Source organism: Caulobacter endophyticus (assembly GCF_029543245.1).
Taxonomy (GTDB): domain Bacteria; phylum Pseudomonadota; class Alphaproteobacteria; order Caulobacterales; family Caulobacteraceae; genus Caulobacter; species Caulobacter endophyticus_A.
In genome coordinates this window covers 66,627-88,891 of sequence record NZ_JARQWV010000014.1, presented here as the reverse complement: position 1 = coordinate 88,891, position 22,265 = coordinate 66,627, and the positions used below count along the sequence as shown (strand labels likewise).

22 protein-coding genes, 1 tRNA gene and 1 pseudogene are annotated in these 22,265 nt (G+C 68.8%); 12 read left to right on the top strand and 12 right to left on the bottom strand.

Features of this window, described 5'->3' with window-relative positions:
• Positions 1 to 55: 55 nt before the first annotated feature.
• From ileS to P7A99_RS14715, 3 genes are all read left to right on the top strand, one after another.
• Entirely contained in the window at positions 56 to 2,965 is a 2,910-nt protein-coding gene (gene ileS / locus P7A99_RS14725; protein ID WP_277794567.1) for an isoleucine--tRNA ligase, read from the top strand.
• A gap of 180 nt (positions 2,966 to 3,145) precedes the next feature.
• The gene (lspA, locus tag P7A99_RS14720) at positions 3,146 to 3,655 is read left to right on the top strand and encodes a signal peptidase II (RefSeq protein ID WP_277794566.1); all 510 of its coding nucleotides are present in this window, start codon (positions 3,146 to 3,148) and stop codon (positions 3,653 to 3,655) included.
• Between the two features lie 126 nt (positions 3,656 to 3,781).
• On the top strand, positions 3,782 to 4,351 hold the full coding sequence (locus P7A99_RS14715) for a DUF3035 domain-containing protein (RefSeq protein WP_277794565.1): 570 nt from the start codon (positions 3,782 to 3,784) through the stop codon (positions 4,349 to 4,351).
• Between the two features lie 73 nt (positions 4,352 to 4,424).
• Here P7A99_RS14715 and P7A99_RS14710 read toward each other — a convergent pair whose 3' ends face one another.
• From P7A99_RS14710 to P7A99_RS14690, 5 genes are all read right to left on the bottom strand, one after another.
• Positions 4,425 to 4,736 (bottom strand): hypothetical protein, encoded by a 312-nt coding sequence (locus P7A99_RS14710; protein ID WP_277794564.1) that lies wholly within the window; start codon positions 4,734 to 4,736, stop codon positions 4,425 to 4,427.
• A gap of 148 nt (positions 4,737 to 4,884) precedes the next feature.
• Entirely contained in the window at positions 4,885 to 5,403 is a 519-nt protein-coding gene (locus P7A99_RS14705; RefSeq protein ID WP_277794563.1) for a DUF3617 family protein, read from the bottom strand.
• A gap of 83 nt (positions 5,404 to 5,486) precedes the next feature.
• Entirely contained in the window at positions 5,487 to 5,987 is a 501-nt protein-coding gene (locus P7A99_RS14700; RefSeq protein ID WP_277794562.1) for a bactofilin family protein, read from the bottom strand.
• 280 nt (positions 5,988 to 6,267) lie between these two features.
• Positions 6,268 to 6,600 (bottom strand): Mpo1-like protein, encoded by a 333-nt coding sequence (locus tag P7A99_RS14695; RefSeq protein WP_277794561.1) that lies wholly within the window; start codon positions 6,598 to 6,600, stop codon positions 6,268 to 6,270.
• 116 nt (positions 6,601 to 6,716) lie between these two features.
• Positions 6,717 to 7,214, bottom strand: a complete 498-nt coding sequence (locus tag P7A99_RS14690; RefSeq protein ID WP_116490685.1) for an Lrp/AsnC family transcriptional regulator — start codon at positions 7,212 to 7,214, stop codon at positions 6,717 to 6,719.
• A gap of 142 nt (positions 7,215 to 7,356) precedes the next feature.
• On the opposite strand from P7A99_RS14690, the gene P7A99_RS14685 reads away from it, so the two are divergent.
• Positions 7,357 to 10,797, top strand: a complete 3,441-nt coding sequence (locus P7A99_RS14685) for an indolepyruvate ferredoxin oxidoreductase family protein (RefSeq protein WP_277794560.1) — start codon at positions 7,357 to 7,359, stop codon at positions 10,795 to 10,797.
• A 15-nt stretch (positions 10,798 to 10,812) separates the two neighbouring features.
• On the opposite strand, the gene P7A99_RS14680 is transcribed toward P7A99_RS14685, so the two are convergent.
• From P7A99_RS14680 to P7A99_RS14675, 3 genes and pseudogenes are all read right to left on the bottom strand, one after another.
• Complete coding sequence (locus P7A99_RS14680; protein WP_277794559.1) at positions 10,813 to 11,169, bottom strand: hypothetical protein; 357 nt, start codon at positions 11,167 to 11,169, stop codon at positions 10,813 to 10,815.
• 97 nt (positions 11,170 to 11,266) lie between these two features.
• Positions 11,267 to 11,488 (bottom strand): annotated as a pseudogene (locus P7A99_RS25220) (energy transducer TonB); the annotation flags it as partial.
• Positions 11,489 to 11,665: 177 nt separating this feature from the next.
• On the bottom strand, positions 11,666 to 13,024 hold the full coding sequence (locus P7A99_RS14675) for an APC family permease (RefSeq protein ID WP_277794558.1): 1,359 nt from the start codon (positions 13,022 to 13,024) through the stop codon (positions 11,666 to 11,668).
• 102 nt (positions 13,025 to 13,126) lie between these two features.
• On the opposite strand from P7A99_RS14675, the gene P7A99_RS14670 reads away from it, so the two are divergent.
• The 4 genes from P7A99_RS14670 to P7A99_RS14655 are packed head-to-tail and all read left to right on the top strand — an operon-like array spanning position 13,127 to position 15,226.
• A complete protein-coding gene (locus tag P7A99_RS14670; protein WP_277794557.1) occupies positions 13,127 to 13,402 on the top strand; it encodes a hypothetical protein in 276 nt (91 codons plus the stop codon).
• Positions 13,399 to 13,686, top strand: coding sequence for a type II toxin-antitoxin system RelE/ParE family toxin (locus P7A99_RS14665; RefSeq protein WP_277794556.1), 288 nt, complete (start codon positions 13,399 to 13,401; stop codon positions 13,684 to 13,686). The genes P7A99_RS14670 and P7A99_RS14665 overlap by 4 nt, the downstream gene beginning before the upstream one ends.
• Positions 13,683 to 14,804, top strand: a complete 1,122-nt coding sequence (locus tag P7A99_RS14660) for an NAD(P)/FAD-dependent oxidoreductase (RefSeq protein WP_277794555.1) — start codon at positions 13,683 to 13,685, stop codon at positions 14,802 to 14,804. The genes P7A99_RS14665 and P7A99_RS14660 overlap by 4 nt, the downstream gene beginning before the upstream one ends.
• 53 nt (positions 14,805 to 14,857) lie before the next feature.
• Entirely contained in the window at positions 14,858 to 15,226 is a 369-nt protein-coding gene (locus tag P7A99_RS14655; RefSeq protein WP_277794554.1) for a hypothetical protein, read from the top strand.
• A 24-nt stretch (positions 15,227 to 15,250) separates the two neighbouring features.
• On the opposite strand, the gene P7A99_RS14650 is transcribed toward P7A99_RS14655, so the two are convergent.
• Positions 15,251 to 16,498, bottom strand: coding sequence for a PQQ-dependent sugar dehydrogenase (locus P7A99_RS14650; protein ID WP_277794553.1), 1,248 nt, complete (start codon positions 16,496 to 16,498; stop codon positions 15,251 to 15,253).
• Between the two features lie 129 nt (positions 16,499 to 16,627).
• Between P7A99_RS14650 and P7A99_RS14645 the strand changes: the two genes are divergently transcribed.
• Both P7A99_RS14645 and P7A99_RS14640 read left to right on the top strand, forming a co-directional pair.
• On the top strand, positions 16,628 to 17,677 hold the full coding sequence (locus P7A99_RS14645; RefSeq protein WP_277794552.1) for a glycosyltransferase: 1,050 nt from the start codon (positions 16,628 to 16,630) through the stop codon (positions 17,675 to 17,677).
• Positions 17,678 to 17,719: 42 nt separating this feature from the next.
• Positions 17,720 to 17,796 (top strand) — tRNA-Met (locus tag P7A99_RS14640).
• A gap of 344 nt (positions 17,797 to 18,140) precedes the next feature.
• Here the strand turns inward: P7A99_RS14640 and P7A99_RS14635 are convergent.
• The 3 genes from P7A99_RS14635 to P7A99_RS14625 form a co-directional block, all read right to left on the bottom strand.
• Positions 18,141 to 18,479 carry a hypothetical protein gene (locus tag P7A99_RS14635; protein WP_277794551.1) on the bottom strand — a complete coding sequence of 113 codons (339 nt, stop codon included), beginning with the start codon at positions 18,477 to 18,479 and terminating at the stop codon, positions 18,141 to 18,143.
• Between the two features lie 17 nt (positions 18,480 to 18,496).
• Positions 18,497 to 18,886: a helix-turn-helix domain-containing protein gene (locus tag P7A99_RS14630; RefSeq protein WP_277794550.1), complete on the bottom strand. Its 390-nt coding sequence runs from the start codon at positions 18,884 to 18,886 to the stop codon at positions 18,497 to 18,499.
• Positions 18,887 to 19,008: 122 nt separating this feature from the next.
• The gene (locus P7A99_RS14625) at positions 19,009 to 19,911 is read right to left on the bottom strand and encodes a PAS domain-containing protein (RefSeq protein WP_277794549.1); all 903 of its coding nucleotides are present in this window, start codon (positions 19,909 to 19,911) and stop codon (positions 19,009 to 19,011) included.
• A gap of 260 nt (positions 19,912 to 20,171) precedes the next feature.
• Here P7A99_RS14625 and P7A99_RS14620 point away from each other — a divergent pair, with 260 nt between their 5' ends.
• Positions 20,172 to 20,597 (top strand): TadE/TadG family type IV pilus assembly protein, encoded by a 426-nt coding sequence (locus tag P7A99_RS14620; RefSeq protein ID WP_277794548.1) that lies wholly within the window; start codon positions 20,172 to 20,174, stop codon positions 20,595 to 20,597.
• Positions 20,598 to 22,247, top strand: a complete 1,650-nt coding sequence (locus tag P7A99_RS14615) for a pilus assembly protein TadG-related protein (RefSeq protein ID WP_277794547.1) — start codon at positions 20,598 to 20,600, stop codon at positions 22,245 to 22,247.
• The last annotated feature ends 18 nt before the right edge of the window (positions 22,248 to 22,265 follow it).

The window sequence follows — 22,265 nt, the reverse complement described above, 5'->3', positions numbered from 1 at the left end:
GCGCGCCGGGTTCCACCCGCCTTCTTCCGACATTCCAGAGCTGGATAGCCTTCCCATGGCCGACGACGCCGCGCCCGCCCGCGACTACCGCGAAACCGTTTTTCTTCCCGATACGCCGTTCCCGATGCGCGCGGGCCTGCCCAAGAAAGAGCCCGAGATCCTGGAGGGCTGGGCGGCCCTGTCCGACAAGGGCCTGTACGGCGCGGTCCGCAAGGCTCGCCAGGACGCCGGCGCGCCGCTGTTCGTGCTGCACGACGGCCCGCCCTACGCCAACGGCGCGATTCACATCGGCCACGCGCTTAACAAGACCCTGAAGGACTTCGTGGTCCGCTCGCGCTTCGCGCTCGGCTACGACGTCGACTACGTGCCGGGCTGGGACTGCCACGGCCTGCCGATCGAGTGGAAGATCGAGGAAAAGTTCCGCAGCCAGGGCCGCCGCAAGGACGAGGTTCCGGCCGAGGAGTTCCGCCGCGAATGCCGCGCCTACGCCGCCGGCTGGATCGAGGCCCAGAAGGTCGAGTTCCAGCGCCTGGGCGTGCTGGGCGACTGGTGGAACCGCTACGCCACCATGGACTTCACCTCGGAAGCCAAGATCGTCGAGGAGTTCCACCGCTTCGCCTCGAGCGGCCAGCTCTATCGCGGCTCCAAGCCGGTGATGTGGAGCCCGGTCGAGCGCACGGCCCTGGCCGACGCCGAGATCGAGTATCACGACCACGTCTCGCCCACGATCTGGGTGAAGTTCCCGGTCGTCGAGGGCTCTGAAGCCGCCCAAGGCGCCAAGCTGGTGATCTGGACGACCACGCCCTGGACCATCCCGGCCAACCGCGCGGTCTCCTACAATCCCGACATTCCCTACGCCGTCTTCGAGGTGAAGGCGCTGGAGGAGGGGCTCGAATTCGCGCCCTGGTCCCAGGTCGGCGATCGCCTGATCGTGGCCGAAAAGCTGGCCGAGGCGGTCTTCAAGGCCGCCAAGGTCGCCGCCTTCGAGAAGGTCGAAAGCGTCGATTGCGAGGGCATGGTGCTGGCCCACCCGCTGGCCGATCTCGACAGCCACTACGGCTTCGCCGTGCCGCTGCTGGCCGGCGACCACGTCACCGACGACGCCGGTACGGGCTTCGTGCACACCGCGCCTGGCCACGGCGCCGACGACTATCAGGTCTGGCTGGCCCACGGTCATCGCGAGATCCCCGACACGGTCGACCCGGATGGCGCCTACTACGCCCATGTCCCGCTGTTCGGCGGCCTCAAGGTCATCGAGACCGAGGGCAAGAAGACCGGCAAGTTCGGCCCCGCCAACGGCGCGGTGATGGACAAGCTGATCGAGGCCGGCAACCTGCTGGCCCGCGGCCGCGTCGAGCACAGCTATCCGCACAGCTGGCGCTCCAAGGCCCCGGTGATCTTCCGCAACACCCCGCAGTGGTTCATCCGCATGGACCACGAGGTCGAGGCCCTGGGCGGCAAGACCCTGCGCGAGACCGCCGTCCAGGCTATCGCCGACACCGCCTTCCACCCTGACGCCGGCCGCAACCGCATCGGCGCGATGGTCGAGACCCGCCCCGACTGGCTGATCAGCCGCCAGCGCAACTGGGGCACGCCCCTGGCGATGTTCGTCGACAAGCACACCGGCCATCCGCTGATGGACGCCGAGGTCAACGCCCGCATCCTGGCGGCCATCAAGGAAGGCGGCGCCGACGCCTGGTTCACCCGTCCGGACGCCGATTTCCTGGGCGCGCATGATCCGGCCCAGTACGAAAAGGTCGTCGACATCCTCGACGTCTGGTTCGACAGCGGCTGCACCCACGCCTTCACCATCGAGGGCCGCGACGACAGCGCCTGGCCGGCCGACCTCTATCTGGAAGGCTCCGACCAGCATCGCGGCTGGTTCCAGTCCAGCCTGCTCGAAGGCTGCGGCTCGCGTGGTCGCGCGCCCTACAAGGCCGTCCTGACCCATGGCTTCACCATGGACGAGAACGGCGAGAAGATGTCCAAGTCCAAGGGCAACACGATCGAGCCCCAGGCCATCACCAAGGAGTCTGGCGCGGAAATCCTGCGGCTCTGGGCGGCCATGGTCGACTATTCGGAAGACCAGCGGATCGGCAAGACGATCCTGGCCACCACCACCGACGCCTATCGCAAGCTGCGCAACACCATGCGCTACCTGCTGGGCGCCCTGGCCGGATTCACCGAGGAAGAGCGCGTCGTCGACTACGCCGACTTCCCGCCGCTGGAGAAGTTCATCCTGCACCGCCTGTGGGAGCTGGATGGCCAGGTGAAGGCCGCCTACGAGAGCTATCGCTTCTCGGACGTGATCCGGCCGCTGGTCGATTTCTGCCAGGGCGACCTCTCGGCCCTGTTCTTCGACATCCGCAAGGACAGCCTCTATTGCGACGCGCCGACGGCCCTGCGCCGCCGCGCCTATCGCACCGTGCTGGACTACGTGTTCGACCGCCTGACCATCTGGCTGGCCCCGCTGGCCAGCTTCACGATGGAAGAGGCCTGGGTCACCCGCTTCCCGCAAGCGGGCCCTGTGGCCCTGCGCGTGATCCCGGAAACGCCGGCCGCGTGGGAAAACCAGGCTGAGGCCGCACGCTGGGCCAAGGTCGAAGCCGTCACCGGCGTCGTCACCGGGGCCCTGGAAGTCGAGCGCCGCGAAAAGCGCATCGGTTCGGCCCTGGAGGCCGCGCCGGTCGTCCACGTCGCCGACGCCGATCTGCTGGCCGCGTTCGAGGGCCTGGACGCCGCCGAGGTGTTCCGCACCAGCGCCGCGACCCTGGTCGCCGGCGAGGGCGGCGCGTTCACGACCGACGAGGTCAAGGGCGTGTCGGTGGATCCGGTGAAGGCCGAAGGTCAGAAGTGCGCCCGTTCGTGGCGCATCCTGCCGGAAGTGGGAACCGACCCCCGCTATCCGGAGCTTAGCCTTCGCGACGCCGACGCCGTGGCCCTCTGGGACGCGCAAAGGGCTTAAGAGCGCCGCATTGATCCTTCTCCCCTTGCGGGAGAAGGTGTCGCCGCAGGCGACGGATGAGGGGTTGAAGGCGCGTTCAACCGCGTACGGTTTCGGCCGGTGCGACCCCTCATCCGACCTGCTGCGCAGGCCACCTTCTCCCACAAGGGGAGAAGGACGACCGGGGATGAGAGAACGAACGTGGCTGCCTTGAAGATCACCCGCCTGGGCTGGACCGCCTACGCCGTCGCCGTCGCCACGGTGGTGCTCGACCAGATCTCCAAGCTCTGGGTGCTGGGCCTGCTGGGCTCGGCCCAGGGCTCCAGCGCCTCGCTGCTGGGTCCGGTCAAGCTGACCATGGTCCATAACTACGGCATGAGCTTTGGCCTGCTGCGCGACCACGCCGAGTGGGGGCGCTGGCTGCTGACGATCTTTTCGGCGGCGGTGGTGGTCGGCCTGGGAATCTGGGCGCGCAAGGCTGTGCGGCCGCTGACGGCCCTGGGCCTGGGCATGATCATCGGCGGGGCGATCGGCAACAACCTGATCGACCGGGTGATCTACGGCTACGTCGTCGACTTCATCGACGTATCGCGACTCTACTTCCCCTGGGTGTTCAACGTCGCCGACTCGGGCATCTCGGTCGGGGTGGCGTTCCTGTTGCTGGACAGTTTCATCGGTGAAGAGAAGAAGCTGTCGCACCAGACGGAATAGGGGCCAAACCGGGGCTTAGCGCCCAAGCAAGGCCACAAATTCGAAGGACATTGGCGCCCGCCTTCGGATGTCGTATCGAGGGCGTCCGATTTTCGGCCCCGGGGGCGGCCGCTGGAGCATGGGTTCATGAAGTTCAACCGGGTTGCGACCCTGAGCGTGCTGGCCGCCGTGGCCGCCACCGGTCTGGCCGGCTGCCAGTCGGCCTCGAAGGCCCTGGGCATGAGCAAGGTGGTCCCCGACGAGTTCCGCGTCGTCACCAAGGCCCCGCTCGTCGTTCCGCCCGACTACAGCCTGCGCCCGCCGGCGCCCGGCGAGCCGCGTCCGCAGGAACTGCAGCCGGAAAGCGCCGCGCGCCAGGCGCTGCTGGGCCAGAGCATGGCCGCCAACCGCACGGACGGCGAGAAGCTGCTTGTCTCCAAGGCCGGTGTCGACAAGGCAGACCCGCTGATCCGCTTCGTCGTCGACGACGAGAACGGCGACCTGGCCCACAAGGACGAGAGCTTCGCCAAGAAGGTCATGTTCTGGCGCAAGGACGACAAGACCGCCGGCGCGGTGACCGCGGCGGAAGCCGGCGCCACGGCGCCCGTGCCGGTCGACGCGGCCGCCGAAGAGGCGCGCCTGAAGACGCTGACCGGCGGCGGCGCGGTGATCATCAGCCGCGACAAGCAAGGCAAGATCAAGCTGCCGGGCCTCTAAGCCCGGAGCCGATCAGGCTGGAAGGAATTCGACGGCCCGGAGGCTTTGCTTCCGGGCCGTTTGCTTTTCGAGCTCAGTCGCGGGACGTGCGTTCCAGGATGGCGCGCAGCGACTGGGCCTTCTGGGGCAGGTCGGACGACAGCCGCGAGGCCATCTCCCGCAAGCCGACCGCATAGGCCTCGCCCCCGTGAGCGATCTGCATGGCCCGCTCGCCCAGGGCGATCAGGTCCCGCTCCAGGGCCTCGACTTCCTCGCGGGCCAGCTGGCGGGCTTCTTGTTGCAGGCGTTGCAGGCGTTGGGCCGTCGTCTCCGGCCCCCGGGTCAGGTTGTAGACTTCGGCGCCGGCGGTTTCTTCCGGCACGACGGTCAGATGCGGACCGCTCATCGTCATCGGCTCCTCGAACTCACGGAACCCCCATGCAGAGACAATGAACCTACAAGCCTTGCTGTTCCTGCAAAAAAGCGACGTTCCCTGCGAAGCTCGGCGTTTGTGGCTCGGGAGCCACATAAGGTGTTTGAGCTAGGCTTGGTGACTAGGTCTTGGGCGCAGGCGCCGGTTCATCCCTGGCTTCGCAAGGGCCGACATAGACGCTTTCGGTGTGCAGCCGCATGACCTTGGAGGCGCCGTAGGCCTGCACCTTCATCTCCAGATCGGTGGTGGTGCGGGTTTGGAAGTCGCCCTTCACCACGCCGGCCAGGCTGTAGGTGACGGCGTCCTTGCGGCAGGTCAGTTCCAGCGTGAAGCCGTCGATGACCTGGGTGACCTGCGGCTTGCCGCACGGGGCGGCCTTGGCGGCTTCGGCGGCGGGGTCGTGGCCTTCGCCGATGCACTGGGTGGTGCTCTGTTCGCCGCTGGGCGAGCGGGCGGTAGTCTTCCAGAGGCCGGCTCGCAGGGGCTTGGGCGGTCCGCCGGCCACGGCGGCTGCTTCGCTTTCGGCAGAGGGTGTCGCCGCGCCGGCCGTCGGGGCGCCGGCCTTGTCGTCGCTGCGCGAGCAGGCGGCGGCCGCCGTCAGCGCGGCGAGAAGGAGGGCGAGGCGGGCGGCGGTGGTCATCGGCGTACTGTCCCGAAAAGCGAGGCGCGGCGAAGCGCTTCGATCCCAACAATACGCGGACGCGCCGCCCGGTTGCCAGAGGATCAGCCGACGGCGGGGGCGTAAGGAGCCGGAGCGGCGGCAGGCGCCGGGGCAGGGGCGGGGACCGGCTGCGGCGCGGGGCGAGTGAACTTGACGCTGCGGCCCTGGAAATCGGCGCCGCTTTCCATGGCCAGCTGTTCGTGGGCGATGTCGCCCTCGACCTTGGCCGTGCCGTAGAGCCGCACCTGGCGGGCGGCGAGGGCGCCGATCACCTTGCCGTGGATCTCGACGGCCTGGGCGGCGATCGAGCCTTCCACCCGCCCGTTGGGGCCCAGGACCAGCTTGCCCACCTTGATGTCGCCGACCACCACGCAGTCCAGGTGCAGTTCGCCGTCGCCGGAGACGTCGCCGCGGATGGTCAGGCCCTGGGCGATCAGCGAGGCGGGCTTGGGGCGCGGCGGCGGGGCCGGAGCGGCGGCCTGGGCCAGCGGGGCGGGCGTCGGAGCGGCCGCCAGCGGCTCCAGGGCCAGCGGGGCGGGGGCGTCTTTCTTCTTCTGGAACATGAGGCGGCGGCTTTCTCGAATTGGGTCGCTTGCCACCCTGTGGAGCAAGTGCGGCGCCAGTTTCGAAAAGCGCGGTCTCGGATCCAGGGCTCGATCGACATCAGATCGATCAACCTGCTCAATCCCGTCCTTCCCCGCGAAGGCGGGGATCCAAGCCGAGGTTGGGGAGGTGCTCGCTGCCGATCTCTATCCTGAGATTCAGCTTGGGTCCCCGCCTTCGCGGGGATGCGCGGTGTGGGATGGCGAGCGCCCACTCAGCGCCGATCTTGCCTTGGCCTCGTCACCAGCGGCGGCGGGCGGCCACCGTCTCGAAGAACAACCTGAAGTCGCCCATCAGGCTGTAGAGCGGATAGGTGAAGGTGGCGGGGCGGTTCTTCTCGAACACGAAGTGCCCGACCCAGGCGAAGCCGTAGCCGACCAGCGGGGCGACCAGGAAGAACCACGCGCTGACCGTGAAGCCCATCACCAGGCTGATGATCACCAGGCCGGTGCCGACCACGTGCAGCCGGCGGCTGGTGCGGTTGGCGTGTTCGGAGAGATAGAAGGGATAGAAGTCGGCGAACGAGCGGTAGCGCTCTTCGCCCGGCGCGTGCTCGACGCGATGCTGGCCCATGGGGCGTGTCCTCCCGGTCGACATGGCCCGACCTTGATCCTAGTGGAGGACGCTCCGTCGCCGGATGCAAGAGGTCTCGTCGAGGGCGGCCCCCGCCGCCCTCGAGGCGAGTTCCCTCAGCTCAGGGGGCTGACGTAGGGGCTGACCAGGCCGAGCGGCACGGCGGTCGAGTTCTTGACGCCGCGGATGACGATGCGGCTCTCGATGTTCGACACCAGGCCCAGCGACAGGATCTTGTCGCGCAGGAATTCGTCGAAGGCGTGCATGTCGCGGGTGACGATGCGCATCTCGTAGTCGGCTGCGCCGGTCACGGTGGCGCACTGCACCACCTCGGCCCACTTGGCGACCGCGTGCTCGAAGGTTTCGAGGTTTTCCTTGGTCGGCAGCGACAGCTTCACGGTGCAATAGACCTCAAAGCCCAGGCCCAGCTTTTCGCGGTCCAGGATGGTCACGCGGCGTTGGATGACGCCGGCGTCCTCGAGGCGCTTGATACGCCGCCAGCACGGGCTGGAAGACAGCCCGACTCGCTCGGCGATCTCGGCGACGGACAGTCCGGCGTCGTGTTGGATGAGATCCAGGATCTTGGCATCCACGGCGTCGAGTTGTTCGGACAAGAATTCCTCCCCCCAGAGGGTGTTTGACGCGTCGATCTTGCGCAAAGCCCGCCCGAGTCGGGCACGCCTTGGGCAAACAATTTCCGCGCTTCTATAAGATATTGCCTTACGGGCGAAAAGACCCGGGAGGAAAATTTTTGCCATGCGGCACTCGGAAGTCACGCTCGACGACAAATATGTGCTCGAAGATGGTCGCGCCTTCATCACTGGCGTGCAGGCGCTGCTCCGTGTGCTGCTCGATAGAAAGCGCCTGGATCGACTCGCCGGGCTGAACACCGCCGGCTTCATGTCGGGCTATCGCGGCTCGCCCCTGGGCGGCCTCGACCAGCAGGCCGCGCGTATAAAGAAGCTGCTCACCGCCCACGACGTGGTCTTCAAGGAAGGCCTGAACGAGGATCTGGCCGCCACCGCCGTCTGGGGCAGCCAGCAGGCCAACCTCTTCCCCGGCGCCACGCACGATGGCGTCTATGGCATGTGGTACGGCAAGGCGCCGGGCGTCGACCGCACCGGCGACGTCTTCAAGCACGCCAATTTCGCCGGCACGTTCCCGACCGGCGGCGTCCTGGCCGTGGCCGGCGACGACCATGCCTGCAAGAGCTCGACCCTGCCGTCGCAGTCGGAATTCGCCTTCCAGGACTTCGAGATCCCCGTCCTGTCGCCCGCCGACGTGCAGGAGGTGCTGGACTACGGCATCCTGGGCATCGCCATGTCGCGGTTCTCGGGCCTGTGGACCGGCCTGATCGCCCTGGCCGACACCATGGACAGCGGCGTCACGATCGATGTCTCGCTGGGTCGCCACCAGGCGGTCATTCCCGAATTCGCCATGCCGCCCGGCGGCCTGGGCATCCGGCTGAAGGACCAGCCGATGGAGAAGGAGCGTCGTCTCCGCCTCCACAAGATCCCCGCGGCCCTGGCCTTCGCCCGCGCCAACCAGATCGACCGCGTGGTGCTGGGAAGCTCGCATGTGCGGGTGGGCAAGGCCCGCCTGGGCATCGTCTGCCAGGGGCAGGCCTACAAGGATGTGCTGGAGGCCTTCTCGGCCATGGGCATGAGCCTGCAGGAAGCCGCCGACCTGGGCGTCTCGGTCTACAAGGTGGGCATGCCCTGGCCGCTGGAGCCGCTGGGCCTGCGCGCCTTCGCCGCCGGCCTCGAAACCCTGATGGTCATCGAGCACAAGCGCGCCCTGATCGAGCCCCAGGCCCGGGCCGCGCTCTACGACCTGCCGGCCCAGGCCCGTCCGCGGATCATCGGCAAGACCGACGAGAAGGGCCATCCGCTGCTGTCGGAGTTGGGCTCGCTGTCGGTGGCCGAAATCGCCCTGGCCATCTACGACCGCCTGCCCGACGGCCCGCACATGGAGCGGGCGCGGGCCTATCTGAACCGCGTCTCTGCCGCCGGCGTCGCCGCCGTCAGCCTGGCCTCGGACCAGGCCCGCAAGCCGTTCTTCTGCTCGGGCTGCCCGCACAACACCTCGACCAAGCTGCCGGAAGGCAGCCGGGCGCTGGCGGGGATCGGCTGCCACTACATGGCCGGCTTCAACGACCCGTCGACCGACCTCAACACCCACATGGGCGGCGAGGGCCTGACCTGGGTGGGCGCCGCGCCTTTCACCACCGAGAAGCACGTCTTCCAGAACCTGGGCGACGGCACCTACAACCACTCGGGATCCCTCGCCATCCGCGCCGCCGTCGCGGCCGGGGCCAACATCACCTACAAGCTCTTGTTCAACGACGCGGTGGCCATGACCGGCGGCCAGCGCGCCGAGAGCGGCTTCACCCCGGCCCAGATCACCCGCCAACTGGCCAGCGAGGGCGTGACCAAGACGGTCATCGTCGTCGATGAGCTGGAACGCTATGCCGGGGTCAGCGGCCTGGCCCCCGGTGTCGAGGTGTTCCCGCGGTCCGAGCTGATGACCGTGCAGAAGGCCCTGCGCGACACGCCCGGGACCACCGTGCTGCTCTACGACCAGACCTGCGCCACCGAGAAGCGCCGCCGCCGCAAGCGCGGGACCATGGCCAAGGCGACCCAGAAGGTCTTCATCAACCCGCTGGTCTGCGAGGGCTGCGGCGACTGCTCGGTGAAGTCCAACTGCGTGTCGGTCGAACCGCTCGACACGGCCTTCGGCCGCAAGCGCAAGATCAACCAGTCCAGCTGCAACCAGGACTATTCGTGCCTGGAGGGCTTCTGCCCGTCCTTCGTCACCCTGGAAGGGGCCGAAAAGGCCGGCGAGAAGGCCAAGCCCGCGCCGTTGTCGGCCGACTCTACGCCGCTGCCGGCCTTCGAAGAGTTCCACGGCGTGCGCCGGATCATCTTCACCGGCGTTGGCGGTACGGGCGTGACGACCGTGGCCTCGATCCTGGCCATGGCCGCCCATGTCGACGGCCGCGCCGGCAGCGTGGTCGACATGACGGGCCTGGCGCAGAAGGGCGGCTCGGTGTTCAGCCACGTCAAGATCGGCGAGACCGAGGAGACGGTGGTCGGCGGCCGCGTGCCGGCCGCCAGCGCCGACGTGCTGATCGCCTGCGACCTGCTGGTCGCCGCCAGCCCCGAGGCCCTGGCCCTCTACGCCAAGGACCGGACCATGGCCTTCGGCAACAGCGATTTTGCGCCAACCGCCGACTTCGTCACCAGCCGCGACGTGAAGTTCGACGGCGGCGCCATGGCCCGCCGGGTGAAGGCCGCCACCAAGGCCTTCGACGCCTGCCCGGCCCAGCGCCTGGCCGAGAGCCGCTTCGGCGACGCCATCTACGCCAACATGATCATGGTCGGTTTCGCCTGGCAGCGCGGGGTGATCCCGGTCTCCAGCCGCGCCCTCTATCGCGCCATCAAGCTGAACGGGGTGGACGCCGAGGCCAACCTGCAGGCCTTCGAACTGGGCCGCCAGATCGCCTTCGACCCGGCCGCGGCCGGCGACAAGCCGGTCGACGTCGTCACCCCCCAGACCGAGCCGCTGGACGCCCTGATCGCCCGTCGGGTCGAGGATCTGGTCGCCTACCAGGACGCCCATTACGCCGCCCGCTACGCCGAGCGCATCGCCAAGCTGCGCCATGCCGAGGTCGCGGTGGTGGGCGAGGGGGCTGACTTGCCGCTGACCCGCGCGGCGGCGACCAACCTCTACAAGCTGATGGCCTACAAGGACGAGTACGAGGTCGCCCGCCTCTATACCGACGGCCGCTTCGCAAGTGAGCTGGCCGGAACCTTCAAGGGCGGCAAGGCCAAGGTCTGGCTGTCGCCGCCGCTGATCGCGCCCAAGGGCAAGGACGGCAGGCCGAAGAAGATCGCCTTCGGCGGCTGGATGCTGGACCTGGCCTTCCCGATGATCGCCCGGATGAAAGGCCTGCGCGGCGGGGCCTTCGACATCTTCGGCAAGACCGAGGAGCGCCGGATGGAGCGCGGCCTGATCGCCGACTACGAGGTCACGCTGGACCGCCTGGGCGCCGGCCTGCGGGCTGAGAACAAGGCTCTGGCGGTGAAGCTGGCCGAGGTTCCCTCCGAGATCCGCGGCTACGGCCACGTCAAGGAGGCCGCCGTCGAGAAAGCCAAGGCGACGGCCGTCAGGCTGTGGGGGCAGTGGGAGGGCTGAGGCCCTCCCGAGTCTCTAGTTCGGCGCGTCGTTGTAGAGTGGAGCGTAGGTCGCGTTCAGGGCCGCCCAGTCGAAGATGGCGATCACCTGACGGCCGTCCACTTTCTGACCGTTCCAGGTGCGCTCGGGCGGGGCGTAGCGCGGCGCGAGCGACAGCATCGCGTCGCGGCCCGCCTGGGTCAGGCTGTCGCCCATGGCGCGGCAGTCGATAAGCTTGCCGGCCTTGGCGGTGCATTGCAGGTTGGCCAGACCGTTCTCCGGGCCGATGGCCGCCGCGAGCGGGCCGAAGAGGCCGACGGTCGGCATGGTCTTCCAGCTTAGCCCGTGCACGGCGCACTGGGCCGCGGTCCGGTTGTCGAAGTCGCAGGGCATTATCCCCTCCGGATCGGGGACCAGGATCGCGCCCCAGATCGGGCATGGGAAGCCGAGGATTGTTTCGCCCGCTCGGGGTCAACAGCGTGATCGGAATGGTGATCATCGCGCCCGCGACCGCCTGCCCGTCCTCGGTGGTGGACGCCATGCGGAACTTGTCAGCCAGCTTCAGGGCCATATCGTCGAAGTTTTCGCCCTTGGGGAACGACACTGGGGCGCGGCAGGCCTCCAGATAGCCATCGGCTTGAACACGACAGCGCAGCAGGGCCCAGCCGCCCAGATCCCGCCTTTGGGCTCGATCGGGATAATAGTTGGACATGTCGTTGGCGCTGGGCTTGCGCTGCCACACGACGCCGTCGACGAGCTCCCTGGACGGGGGCGCAGGCTCGGCTGCGACGGAGCCGGCGACGGCGAGGCCCATCAGCAGGGCGAGAAAAGGTGTCGTCGCGGTCATGGAAAATCCCCCGCGCCCTTATGGCCGGGTTCGTCGCGACGCTCAACGTTCCGGCGAGCCTGACTCGGCGTTCGCCCTTCCTTTCATCAGCGCATAGAGCGCCAGCGCCGCCAGCAGAAGCGCCCCCGCCGTCAGGGGCGCGGCCAGGGCGCCGGTGCTGACGCGCACGACGATCAGCCCCAGGCAGACGATCGCACCCAGGGTCGGCACGAAGGCCGGCGGCTCGAAGGCGCCCTTCCTTTCGCCCGGGCGCTTGCGAAGGACCAGCAGGGCAAGGTTGACCACGGTGAACACCGCCAGCAGCAGCAGGGTCGTGGCCTCGCCCAACTGGGCGACGCCGCCCGACAGGACCAGCACCACGATGATCGCCAGCAGCACCAGTATGGCCACGTGCGGCGTCTTGCGGGTGGTGTGCACCTTCGACAGCGGTGCGGGCAGGCGTCCGTCGCGGGCCATGCCGTAGAGCAGCCGCGAGGCGGTGACGTAGTTGACCAACGCGCTGTTGGCGACGGCGAAGACCGTGATGACCACGAAGGCCCAGCCCGGCAGCCACGGCGCTGCGGTGGTCATCACGTGGGCCAGCGGGGCCTTGGCCTCGCCCAACTCGCGCCAGGGAACCACCGAAACGGCGGTGATCGCCACGCCGATGTACAGCAGGGCGGTGATCCCCATGGCCAGCAGGATGCCCAGAGGCAGGTCGCGGCGCGGGTTCTTCACCTCCTCGCCGACATTGATCGAGTCCTCGAAGCCGACGAAAGCGAAGAAGGTCAGGGCTGCGCCTTGGACGATCAGCAGGGGAACCAGCCCGGTCGACGCGCCTTGCGACGGGGCAGGGACCTCGAACAGGTCCTGCGTCCCCCAGAACCGCGCGCCGACCACGATCACCAGCAGCAGGCCGCCGGCCTCGACGAAGGTGCAGACGAGATTGGCCCAGATCGACTCCTTGATGCCCCGGAAGACGATCCCGGCCATCAGCAGGGCGTAGGCCAGGGCGATCACGACCGGCGGCGCCGCCGCCAGCGGCGCGAAGGTATTGAGGTTCTCGCCGATCACCCAGGCGCCGGCGGCGATCGAGGTCAGGCCCGAGCAGGCGGTGGCCATGCCGACGAGGTGGGTCAGCAGACCCCGGTCGAAGGCCCGATGGGTGACATAGGCGGCTCCCCCGGCCCGGGGATAGCGCGACGCCAGGCAGGCATAGGACAGTCCCGTCAGCAGGGCGGCGACCAGCGCCACCAGGAACGAGGCCCAGACCATCGCGCCGACCTGGCCGGCCGCCTTGCCGATGAGGCCGTAGATGCCCGCGCCCATCATGCTGCCGGCCGCATAGAGCGTCATCTGCATCGGTCCGATGGCTCGGACGAGCTCCTGCCGGGGCGGTGCGGCGGCGGTCTGATCTGTCATCGGCGAGGCTTCCTCGTGTCCTTGAAGGCAACGCGAGGGATGCGCCGGGGTTCTGCCGCTCGGGCGGTGGCGTGCCGAGCAGGGCGTGGTAGGCTTGGGGCCATGAACAAGCCCGTTCGACATCCCGATAGGCACTTCATCCCGCCGACTCTCGCCGAACGGTTCCGCCCGGCCGTCGAGGATGGCCAGTTCGAAAGCGTGAGCGAAGCGGTGTTTGTCGCAGCGCAGGCCTTGGCCGACCGTCTCGAATTCGGCGTTACGGACGATGTCGAAGCGGTTCGACGTTCCATCGACAGGTCGATCGCCGAAGACGACTACCAGGATGCCGAGGCAGTATTCGCGAGGCTGCGCCAGCGCTACGGCGAGGGCGAGGATTGAGGCGTCTTCGGTTTTCGCGGCGTGCGGAACTCGACCTTATCGGTATCGGCGACTGGATTGCCGCCGATCGTCCTATCGCGGCCCGACGCTTTGTCGCCCGATTGATCGATAGCGCTCAGGCTCTGTGCGAGACGCCCGAGATGGCTCCGCTGACGCCCGTCTACGGCGAGGGTGTCCGAGGCCTGTCTGTCAGGCCCTACATCCTTCTCTACCGCGTTTCCAATAAGGCCGTGTTCGTCGAGCGCGTCATCCACGGCGCGCGACTGCCAAAGATCATCAGATGACCCAAGACTTCGATTTCGACGCCGTCGTGGTCGGCGCGGGCGCCGTGGGGCTGGCCTGCGGCTATGCGCTGTCGCAGCGGGGCCTTGTGGTGGCGGTGCTGGAGGCCGAGGGGCACATCGGCCAGGGCGTGTCGTCGCGCAATTCCGAGGTGATCCACGGCGGGCTCTACTATCCCACCGGTTCGCTGAAGGCGCGGCTGTGCGTGCAGGGCCGCCGGCGGCTCTATGCGTTCCTCGACGCCCACAAGGTCGCCTACAAGAAGTGCGGCAAGCTGGTGGTGGCCACCAGCGACGACGAGGTCGCCCGCCTGGACGCCATCTGGGACCAGGCCCTGGCCAACGACGTCGAGGGCATGGAGCGACTGTCCGGCGCGCAGGCCGTGGCGCTGGAGCCGGGCCTCAACGCCCACGCCGCCCTGCTGTCGCCCGAGAGCGGGGTCTTCGCCAGTCACGACTACATGCTGGCCCTGCACGGCGAGATCGAGGCTGCCGGCGGTGCGGTGGTGATCGGCACGCCCTTCGAGGGCGCGGCCCCGCTGGAGGGCGGCGGCTTTTCTGTGCGGGCCGGCGGCGCCGAGCCCACGACCCTGACCTGTCGCCTGCTGGTCACCGCCCCGGGGCTGTCGGCGCAGGACGTGGCGGACCGCATCGAGGGCTTCCCGAAAGAGCAGATCCCGAAGGCCCATTATGGCAAGGGCGTCTATTTCCGCCTGATGGGCAAGGCGCCGTTCCAGCGCCTCGTATATCCGCCGCCGATCCACGGGGCGCTGGGCACCCATTACCGCAATGACATGGGCGGCCAGGCGGTGTTCGGACCCGACCTGGAGTACGTGCCGGCGCCGGACTATTCGGTGGACCCGGCCCGGGCGCAGGCCTTCGCCGCCTATATCCGCAAGTTCTGGCCGGGCCTGCCCGACGGGGCGCTCACCCCGGACTACGCCGGCGTGCGCCCTAAGATCCATGGCCCCGATGAACCGCAGCCGGATTTCCAGCTGCGCGGCGCAGACAGCCACGGCCTGATCGGCCTGGTGGCGCTGTTCGGAATCGAAAGCCCCGGCCTGACCAGCAGCCTGGCCATCGGCGAAGCGGTGGCCGATCTGCTTGAGTCGGCTGGCTGACACCAATCCCCGCTTCGTGCGTTAGCTCCGAAGGCTGTTCGACGGAGAGGGCGATGGTGGACGATTTCATCGACAGGCTGACTTCGCGCCTGGTGCGCGGCGCGGGCCTGGTCATGGCCGCGGCGATCGCGGCGGTGTCGGGCGCGATGGCGGTCTTCGCCTTCCTGGCTGCGCTGGTCGGGGCGGCCTGGGCCCACGCCATAGTGGCGGCCATCGCCGCGGCGGTGGTGGCGGTCTGGGCCCTGGCCCAGTCCAACCAGCAGGCCAGGGAGCGCAAGGCCCCCATCGAGGAGCGGGTGGCCGACATCATCCTGGCCCATCCCACCGCGTCGTTCCTGGCAGGCCTCGCGGCCGGCGCCCTGGTCAAGGGCAAGCCCTCGGAGGCCCGCAAGGCCTGGCGCGCCCGCCGCGACGTGGACTGACGCGAAGCCGGCCGAGGGCCGGCCTCAGCCCTTCGGCGCGATCCGGATCACCTTGCCGTCGTCCTCGTCGGTCACGGCCCAGACGGCGCCGTCGGGTCCCACCACGACGTCGCGGATACGCTCGCCGAACTCGACGGCGATGCGCTCCTCGCCGACCACCTTGTCGCCGTCCAGCGTCAGGCGGGCGATGTGATGCTCCTTCAGCGAGCCGACCAGCAGGCTGCCCTTCCAGGCCGGGAAGAGGGCGCCTTCGTAGAAGGCCATGCCCGAGGGCGCGATCACCGGATCCCAGTAGTAGATCGGCTGCTCCAGGCCTTCCTTGGCGGTGATCCCTTCGCCTATCGGCTTGCCGGAATATTCCTCGCCGTAGGTGATCGACGGCCAGCCGTAGTTCTTGCCGGCGCGGGGGATGTTCAGCTCGTCGCCGCCCTTGGCGCCGTGCTCGACGGTCCACAACTCGCCGGTCTTGGGATTGATGGCGGCCGATTGCAGGTTGCGGTGGCCGATCGACCAGATCTCGGGCTTGGCCCCGGCCTGGCCGACATAGGGGTTGTCGGCCGGGATCGCGCCGTCGGGCTTGATCCGCACCACCTTGCCCAGCGTGCCGTCGAGGTGCTGGGCCTGGCGGCGGCCTTCGAGGATCGAGCGCTCGCCGGTGGTGATGAAGAGATTGCCGTCGCGGGCGAACACCAGGCGGCCGCCGAAGTGCAGCGACGAGGCCAGGGTGGGGGTCTGGCGCCAGATGACCTGGACGTTCTCGACCTTGGGCGCGGCGCCCGCAACCAGCTTGCCGCGGGCCACGGCCGTGCCGTTGCCGCCGTCGCGGGGCTCGGCATAGCTCCAGTAGACGAGGCCGTTTTCCGCGTAGTTCGGGTCGATCGCCAGGCCCAGCAGGCCGCCCTGGCCGTTGGCGTCCACCGCCGGCAGACCGGCGACGGCCGCCGACAGCTTGCCGTCCTTGCCCAGCACCCGCAGGCGGCCGGCCGACTTCTCGGTGACCAGGGCCGAGCCGTCGGGCAGGAAGGCTATGGCCCACGGGTGGTCCAGCCCCTTGGCCACGACCTGCACTTGGTACTCGACGCCGGCGGCCTTGAGGGGCGCGCGGGTCTGGCCGGCGAAGGCGGGTTTCTGGTCGGGCGCGTTGGCGGGGCGCGTCTCCACGGGGCCGCCGTCGGCCGTCACGGCCGGGGCGCTGCTGTCTTGAGCCTCGCCGGGGCCGCAGGCGGCGATGGCGAGCAGGGCGGAGGCGGCGAAGAGCAATGAAGAGCGCATGGAGCGACCATAACCGGCTTTTCCTCCCACGGGCGAGGGGGGAGGGGCCCATTTCTCTCCCTCCATTGACACCGCGAGCGGCGCGGGGAAGTTTCCGCCGCTTCCCCTCGTCTTTCCCGGAGCCCGCCCTTGACCGCCATCCTGCACGCCATGCTGGGCAAGGGTCTGGGCGGACTGGAGCAGGTTTTCCTCGACTACCAGCCGATCCTCGAGGCCTGGGCCGCGCGCCGGGGCGGGATCTGCGCCGGCGTGGTCAGGGGCGGCGGCGCGGTGGCCAAGGCGCAGAGCGGCCGCACCCCGCCGCTGCTGTCGATGCCCGCCCATACCGACTGGGACCCCCTGACCCTGGGCGCGGCCCGCCGGATCGTGCGGGCGGTGAAGCCGGCGATCATCCTCAGCCATGGCCAGCGCCCGGCGCGCCTGTTCGAGAAGGCCGCGCCGAAGTCCGCCCGCCTGGCGATCTGCGTGCACAAGCCGGTGTTCGACATCGAGACCACTCGCACCGACTATATCTGCGTAGGTCGCCACCTGGCCGAGCTGGCGGTCGAGCGGGGCGTCCCGGCAAGCCGCGTGCACTTCGTGCCCAACGCCGTGAAGATCCCGACGGTGCTGGCCCAGCCGTTCGCCGACCCCGGCCGGCCGCCGCGCATCGTCGCCGCCGGCCGCCTGCACCCCAAGAAGGGCTTCGACGTGCTGGTCGCCGCCGCCGCGCTCCTGCGTGACCGCGGTCTCTCGTTCGAGGTCGAGATCGCCGGCGAGGGCGACGAGCGCGGCAAGCTCGAGGGCCTGATCGCCGAGCACGGCCTGGGCGACCGCGTGCGGCTGGTCGGCTGGCGCGACGCCTCGGCTTTCCTGGCCACGGGCGACCTCTTCGCCTTCCCGTCCTACCAGGAGGGCTTCCCGCTGGTGCTGCTGGAGGCCATGGCCGTCGGCCTGCCCGTCGCCGCCAGCGCCATTCCCGGGCCTGACGAAATGATCGTCGAGGGCGCCAGCGGCCGCCTGCTGCCGCCCGGCGACGCCGCCGCCCTGGCCGACGCCCTGGCCGACCTGATCGCCGATCCCGCCGCCGCCGTGGGCTTTGGTCGCAAGGCGCGCGCCGACGTGCTGGCCGACTATGGTCCCGACAGTCTGGCCAGGCGTTTGAGCGCAGTTGTGGATGAGATCGCAAACCGGGCTTGAAGCCCGCCCCGGTTTGCGCTTATAAGCCCGCTCCGCTTCGGCGGCTGGGTAGCTCAGATGGTTAGAGCGGTGGATTCATAACCCACAGGTCGGCGGTTCGATCCCGCCCCCAGCCACCAACGGTTTCTCCCGACAATTCCTTGAATTAATGCTGCTTTGCGGGCGCTTGCTGCTGTTTGGGCGCGTCCGTGAGGGCGGCGTTTGCGCCGCCGTTCGGCGCGGTGTCCGTCCTGATTCCACGGTGGTCGGGCCTATGTGGCCGCTCGGTCAATTGCAACGCAACTTAAGTCTATGTAAATATCGCCGATAAACGATAAATTGCGATTGGGGAGACAAGCCTGATGAAGTGCGTTGTTGCTCTGTCCGCCACCGTCCTCATGGCGGCCGCCGGTTCGGCCTCGGCGGCGACGTTCACGCCGAACCCGGTCTCGGGTTTCACGATGGATGGAAGTCTCACCATCTCTCAATCGACGTTGGTCGACTGTAGCGTCAGGCTGACGGGCGATATCGCCAGCGGCGGCGCGACCGCGACGATCACCGACGTGGAGGTGGCGCCGGGCAGTTGGCAATGCGGCTGGCTTGTGACGCCCAGCGGCACGCCTTGGATCGTCGTGCCGACCAGCACCTCCTCGATCATGATCTGGATGGGCTTCGCCGCGCCCTCGATCTGCGCCGGGGCGACGACCGTCGGCTGGACGAACGGATCACCGAGCACGGCCAGTTTCTTGAGCACGATCGTTCCCGGATCACCGGCCTGCACCCTCGACGGCGCGCTGACGGCGTCGCATTCGGTGACGATCATTTAGGTACGCCCCGTGCTCAGGAGGCCGCGGCTTCCTCGGCCATGTAGACCGTTGCGAGGCGGAAGATCTCGTTGCGCACCGGTTCGGGCAGGGCGACGGCGGCGGCCATGAACGGGGCGGCGTCGCGCAGGCTCATGAAGCGGGCGACCAGGCTTTCGCCGCCGCCGGCCACGACGTCGACGCCCTCGAACAGCGCGCCAACGGGCAGCGACAGCGCGCGGGCCACCTCGACCAGTTTCGAGGCGCTGATGCGGTTCTCGCCGGTCTCGTACTTCTGGATCTGCTGGAAGGTCAGGCCCAGGGCCGCGCCCATTTCTTCCTGCGACACGCCCGCGGCGCGCCGGTGGGCGCGGATCATGGCGCCGACATGTCGGTCGATCGGGTGCGTGGGAGGCGAGGCCGCCATGACGTTATTTCCGTATACGAAAATCAACGTTTTGGCTTTGCCCCGAGGGCGTCGAAAAAACAAGCGCTCAGGCCGGCTCGCCCGCGCGAATATTCCATCCGGTCAAGTTCAACTGCGCCGGATCAGGCCGACAGCACCGCCAGCACGCCCTCGGGAACCCCGTCCCGACGGATCGTGGCCAGGGCCAGTTCGACCACGCGCTCGGCGCCGTCCTTGACCAGCAGGGTCACCGGCAGGCGGGCGGGGGCTTCGCCCTGCAAGGCGTGCTCGATGGCCTGGGTCAGGGCGCGGCGTTCGGCCGGACGCACGATGTCGCTGAGCCGGCAGTCGCGCAGCTCGGCGTCCGAAAAGCCGGTCAGCCGCAGGAAGTCGGCATCCATCGCGGCCAGCACGCCTCGGATGTTCAGGCGCGCGGTGGCTACGCCGGGCAGCACCGACAACGCCGCCTCCAGCGCCGAGGCGCGGTCGAGGCGGGCGCGCAGGTCGCGTTCCTCGGTGCGGTTGACGAACAGGGCCGCCACGCCGCCGGGGTAGGGGAACACCCGCACGCCGAACGACCGCCCCGACTGCACGGTGGATTCGGATTCGAACTCCAGCGTCTCGCCGGTGCGCAGCACGCGGCGGAACTGCTCGCCGATCAGGGCCTGCACCGGGGCGCTGAACACCTCGTTCCAGGCCAGGCCGACCAACTGAGCGGCGCTGGCGCCCTTGAGGTCCTCGAAGACGGTGTTGACCGCGGTGATCCGCAGGTCGGGGTCCAGCGCCACGAAGGCTTCGTTGAGATGGCCAAGGATCGCCGAACGGGCCGTCTCGACAGTCTGCAGGGCGGAGTCGTTGTCGAATCCGGCTGGTCCCTCGTCGAGACCCGCGGCCGCGTAGTGCTCGGCCGAGATCATCACGACGCGGGGGCGGCCGTGATGGGTCACGATCACCGGGCCTGACAGGGCCACGTCCTGCCACTGGCCAAAGTTTCTGCTTATCTCTCCGGCGGTCACCCGGGCCGGCGCGATGTCGCGCGACTTCATGTCTCTTTCTCCAGATCCACGCAAAATCCGGACGCTACGCAATCGCTGAAACAAACTCTCGGAATGGTTGGTCGGTTGCGACTTAAAGTTACCGCCACGGGAGTTTGGGAACAACGGCTCCGACCCAGTGGCACAACGTCGCAGCGAGCCGCATTTCCTTATGCGCGAACTTCAAATAACGCGGATTTTCCGCAAAAACTCCGCCGCAGCCAACCACGGCCTAGGTTCGTCCCACCAAGGAACAGGTGCGGGAGGCGCCTATGCGCAGACAGCGGTTCTTCAGCAGGTTCGGCGGCGACCAGGCGGGTACGGCCCTGGTCGAGTTCGCGCTGGTCTGCCCGATGCTTATCGTTCTCCTGGTCGGCATGCTCGGGTGGGGGACCTATTTCTGGATGGCTCACTCGGTGCAGCAGGTCGCCAACGACGCCGCGCGGGCGGCCGTGGCCGGCCTCAACGGCGCCGAGCGCGAGTCCCTGGCCAAGGCCGCCGCGACCCAGGGCGCGGCCGACTACGCCGGACTGAGCGCCGCCCTGCTCAAGACCACCGTCAGCGAGCGCACGGACCGGGCCGTGGTTTCGGTGTCCTATGACGCTTCCAACACCGTGGTCTTCGCCTTCGCCAAGATCGCGCCGATGCCCTCGAGCATGATCACGCGCCAGGCCTCGGTGCGCCTGGGAGGCTATTGAATGCTGCGCCGCTGGCTCCGCGACCAGGAAGGCGGCGTGGCGATCATCGCCGCGGCCGCGCTGACCGGCGGCGTCGGCCTGGCCGCCATGGCCGTCGATCTCGGCTCTGTCTATCTGCAGTCGCGCCGCCTGCAGGGCGTGGCCGACCTGGCGGCCCTGGCCGCCGCCGGCGATCTCGCCCGGGCGCAGGCCGCCGCCGACGCCACGCTGGCGGTCAACCCGATCGGCGCGACGGTGACGGCGAACGTCGTCCGCGGCCGCTATGATCCGCGCGCGGCCGGCGGACCCGACAAGCGCTTCCAGCCCGGCGAGACCGAACCCGACGCCGTGCGCGTCACCCTGCAAGGCGAAGCCAGCCTGATCTTCGCCCAGGCCCTGCTTGGCCGGAAGTCCGTCCCGATCCGCCGCCAGGCGACGGCCACGCGGGCCGACCTGGCCAGTTTCTCGATCGGCACGCGACTGGCGAGCCTCGACGCCGGTGTCGCCAATGCTCTCTTGAGCGGCCTGACCGGCAGCAAGGTCAGCCTGTCGGTGATGGATTACGACGCCCTGGCCCAGGCCGATGTCGACCTCTTCACCTATCTCGACGCCCTGGACGCCAAGCTGGGGATCAACGCCGCCAGCTACGACGACCTGCTGGCGACCGACGTCAAGACCGGCAAGGCGCTGTCGGTGCTGTCGGATGTGCTCAACGCCGCCGGCGAGAGCCGCGCGGCCAGCGCCGCCACCGTGCTGGCCTCGGCCACGGCCTCCAGCGAGAGCGTCAAGCTCAGCACCCTGGTCGACCTTGGTCCCTACGGCGGCCAGGACCATGTGGCCGGCGGCTCCAGCGCGGGCATCGGCACGGACGCCATGCAACTGGCCAACGCCATGCTGATGCTCAGCAACGGCGCCCGGCAGGTCCAGCTCGACCTGGGGACCGCCATCCCGGGCCTAGCCGATGTCGACGCCTGGCTGGCCATCGGCGAGCCGATGAACAACTCGCCCTACATGACCGTGACGCAGGACAAGTCGGTGGTCATCCGCACCGCCCAGACCCGGCTCTATGTCGAGGCCAAGCTGCTGGGCTCGGGCATCCTCGGCGGTCTGGCGCAGGTCAAGGTCCCGCTGCTGGTGGAGCTGGCCTCCGGCGAGGCCAAGCTGGCGGCGCTGGACTGCAAGGCCCGCACGACCACCCTGGCGGTCAAGCCCAGCGTCGGCTCGCTGACCATCGGCCAGATCGACACCAGCAAGCTGTCCAACTTCAAGGTGGGGCTCAGCCCGACCAAGGCCCGGATCGTCCAGGCGCCGCTGTTCACCGTCGACGGCTCGTCCAAGGTCGACCTGGGCGGGGCCTCGTTCCGCAATGTCGTGTTCAGCAGCGCCGACGTGAAGGCCGGCACGGTCAAGACCGTCAAGACCAACGATCTGGTCTCCACCACGGTCGCGACGCTGCTGGGCGACCTGTCGCTGGACGTCAACCTGCTGGGCCTGCAACTGGGCCTGGGCGAGTCCGCGATCCTGACGGCCCTCAAGCCCGTGCTTTCGGCCGCCGCCGCGCCGCTCGACGTGGCGATCAACCGTCTGACCGCCCTGGTGGGCGTGGGTCTGGGCGAGGCCGACGTGAGGACCAACGGCATGCGCTGCGGCGTCCCGGCCCTGGTGGCCTGATGAGTTCTAACCCCGAGG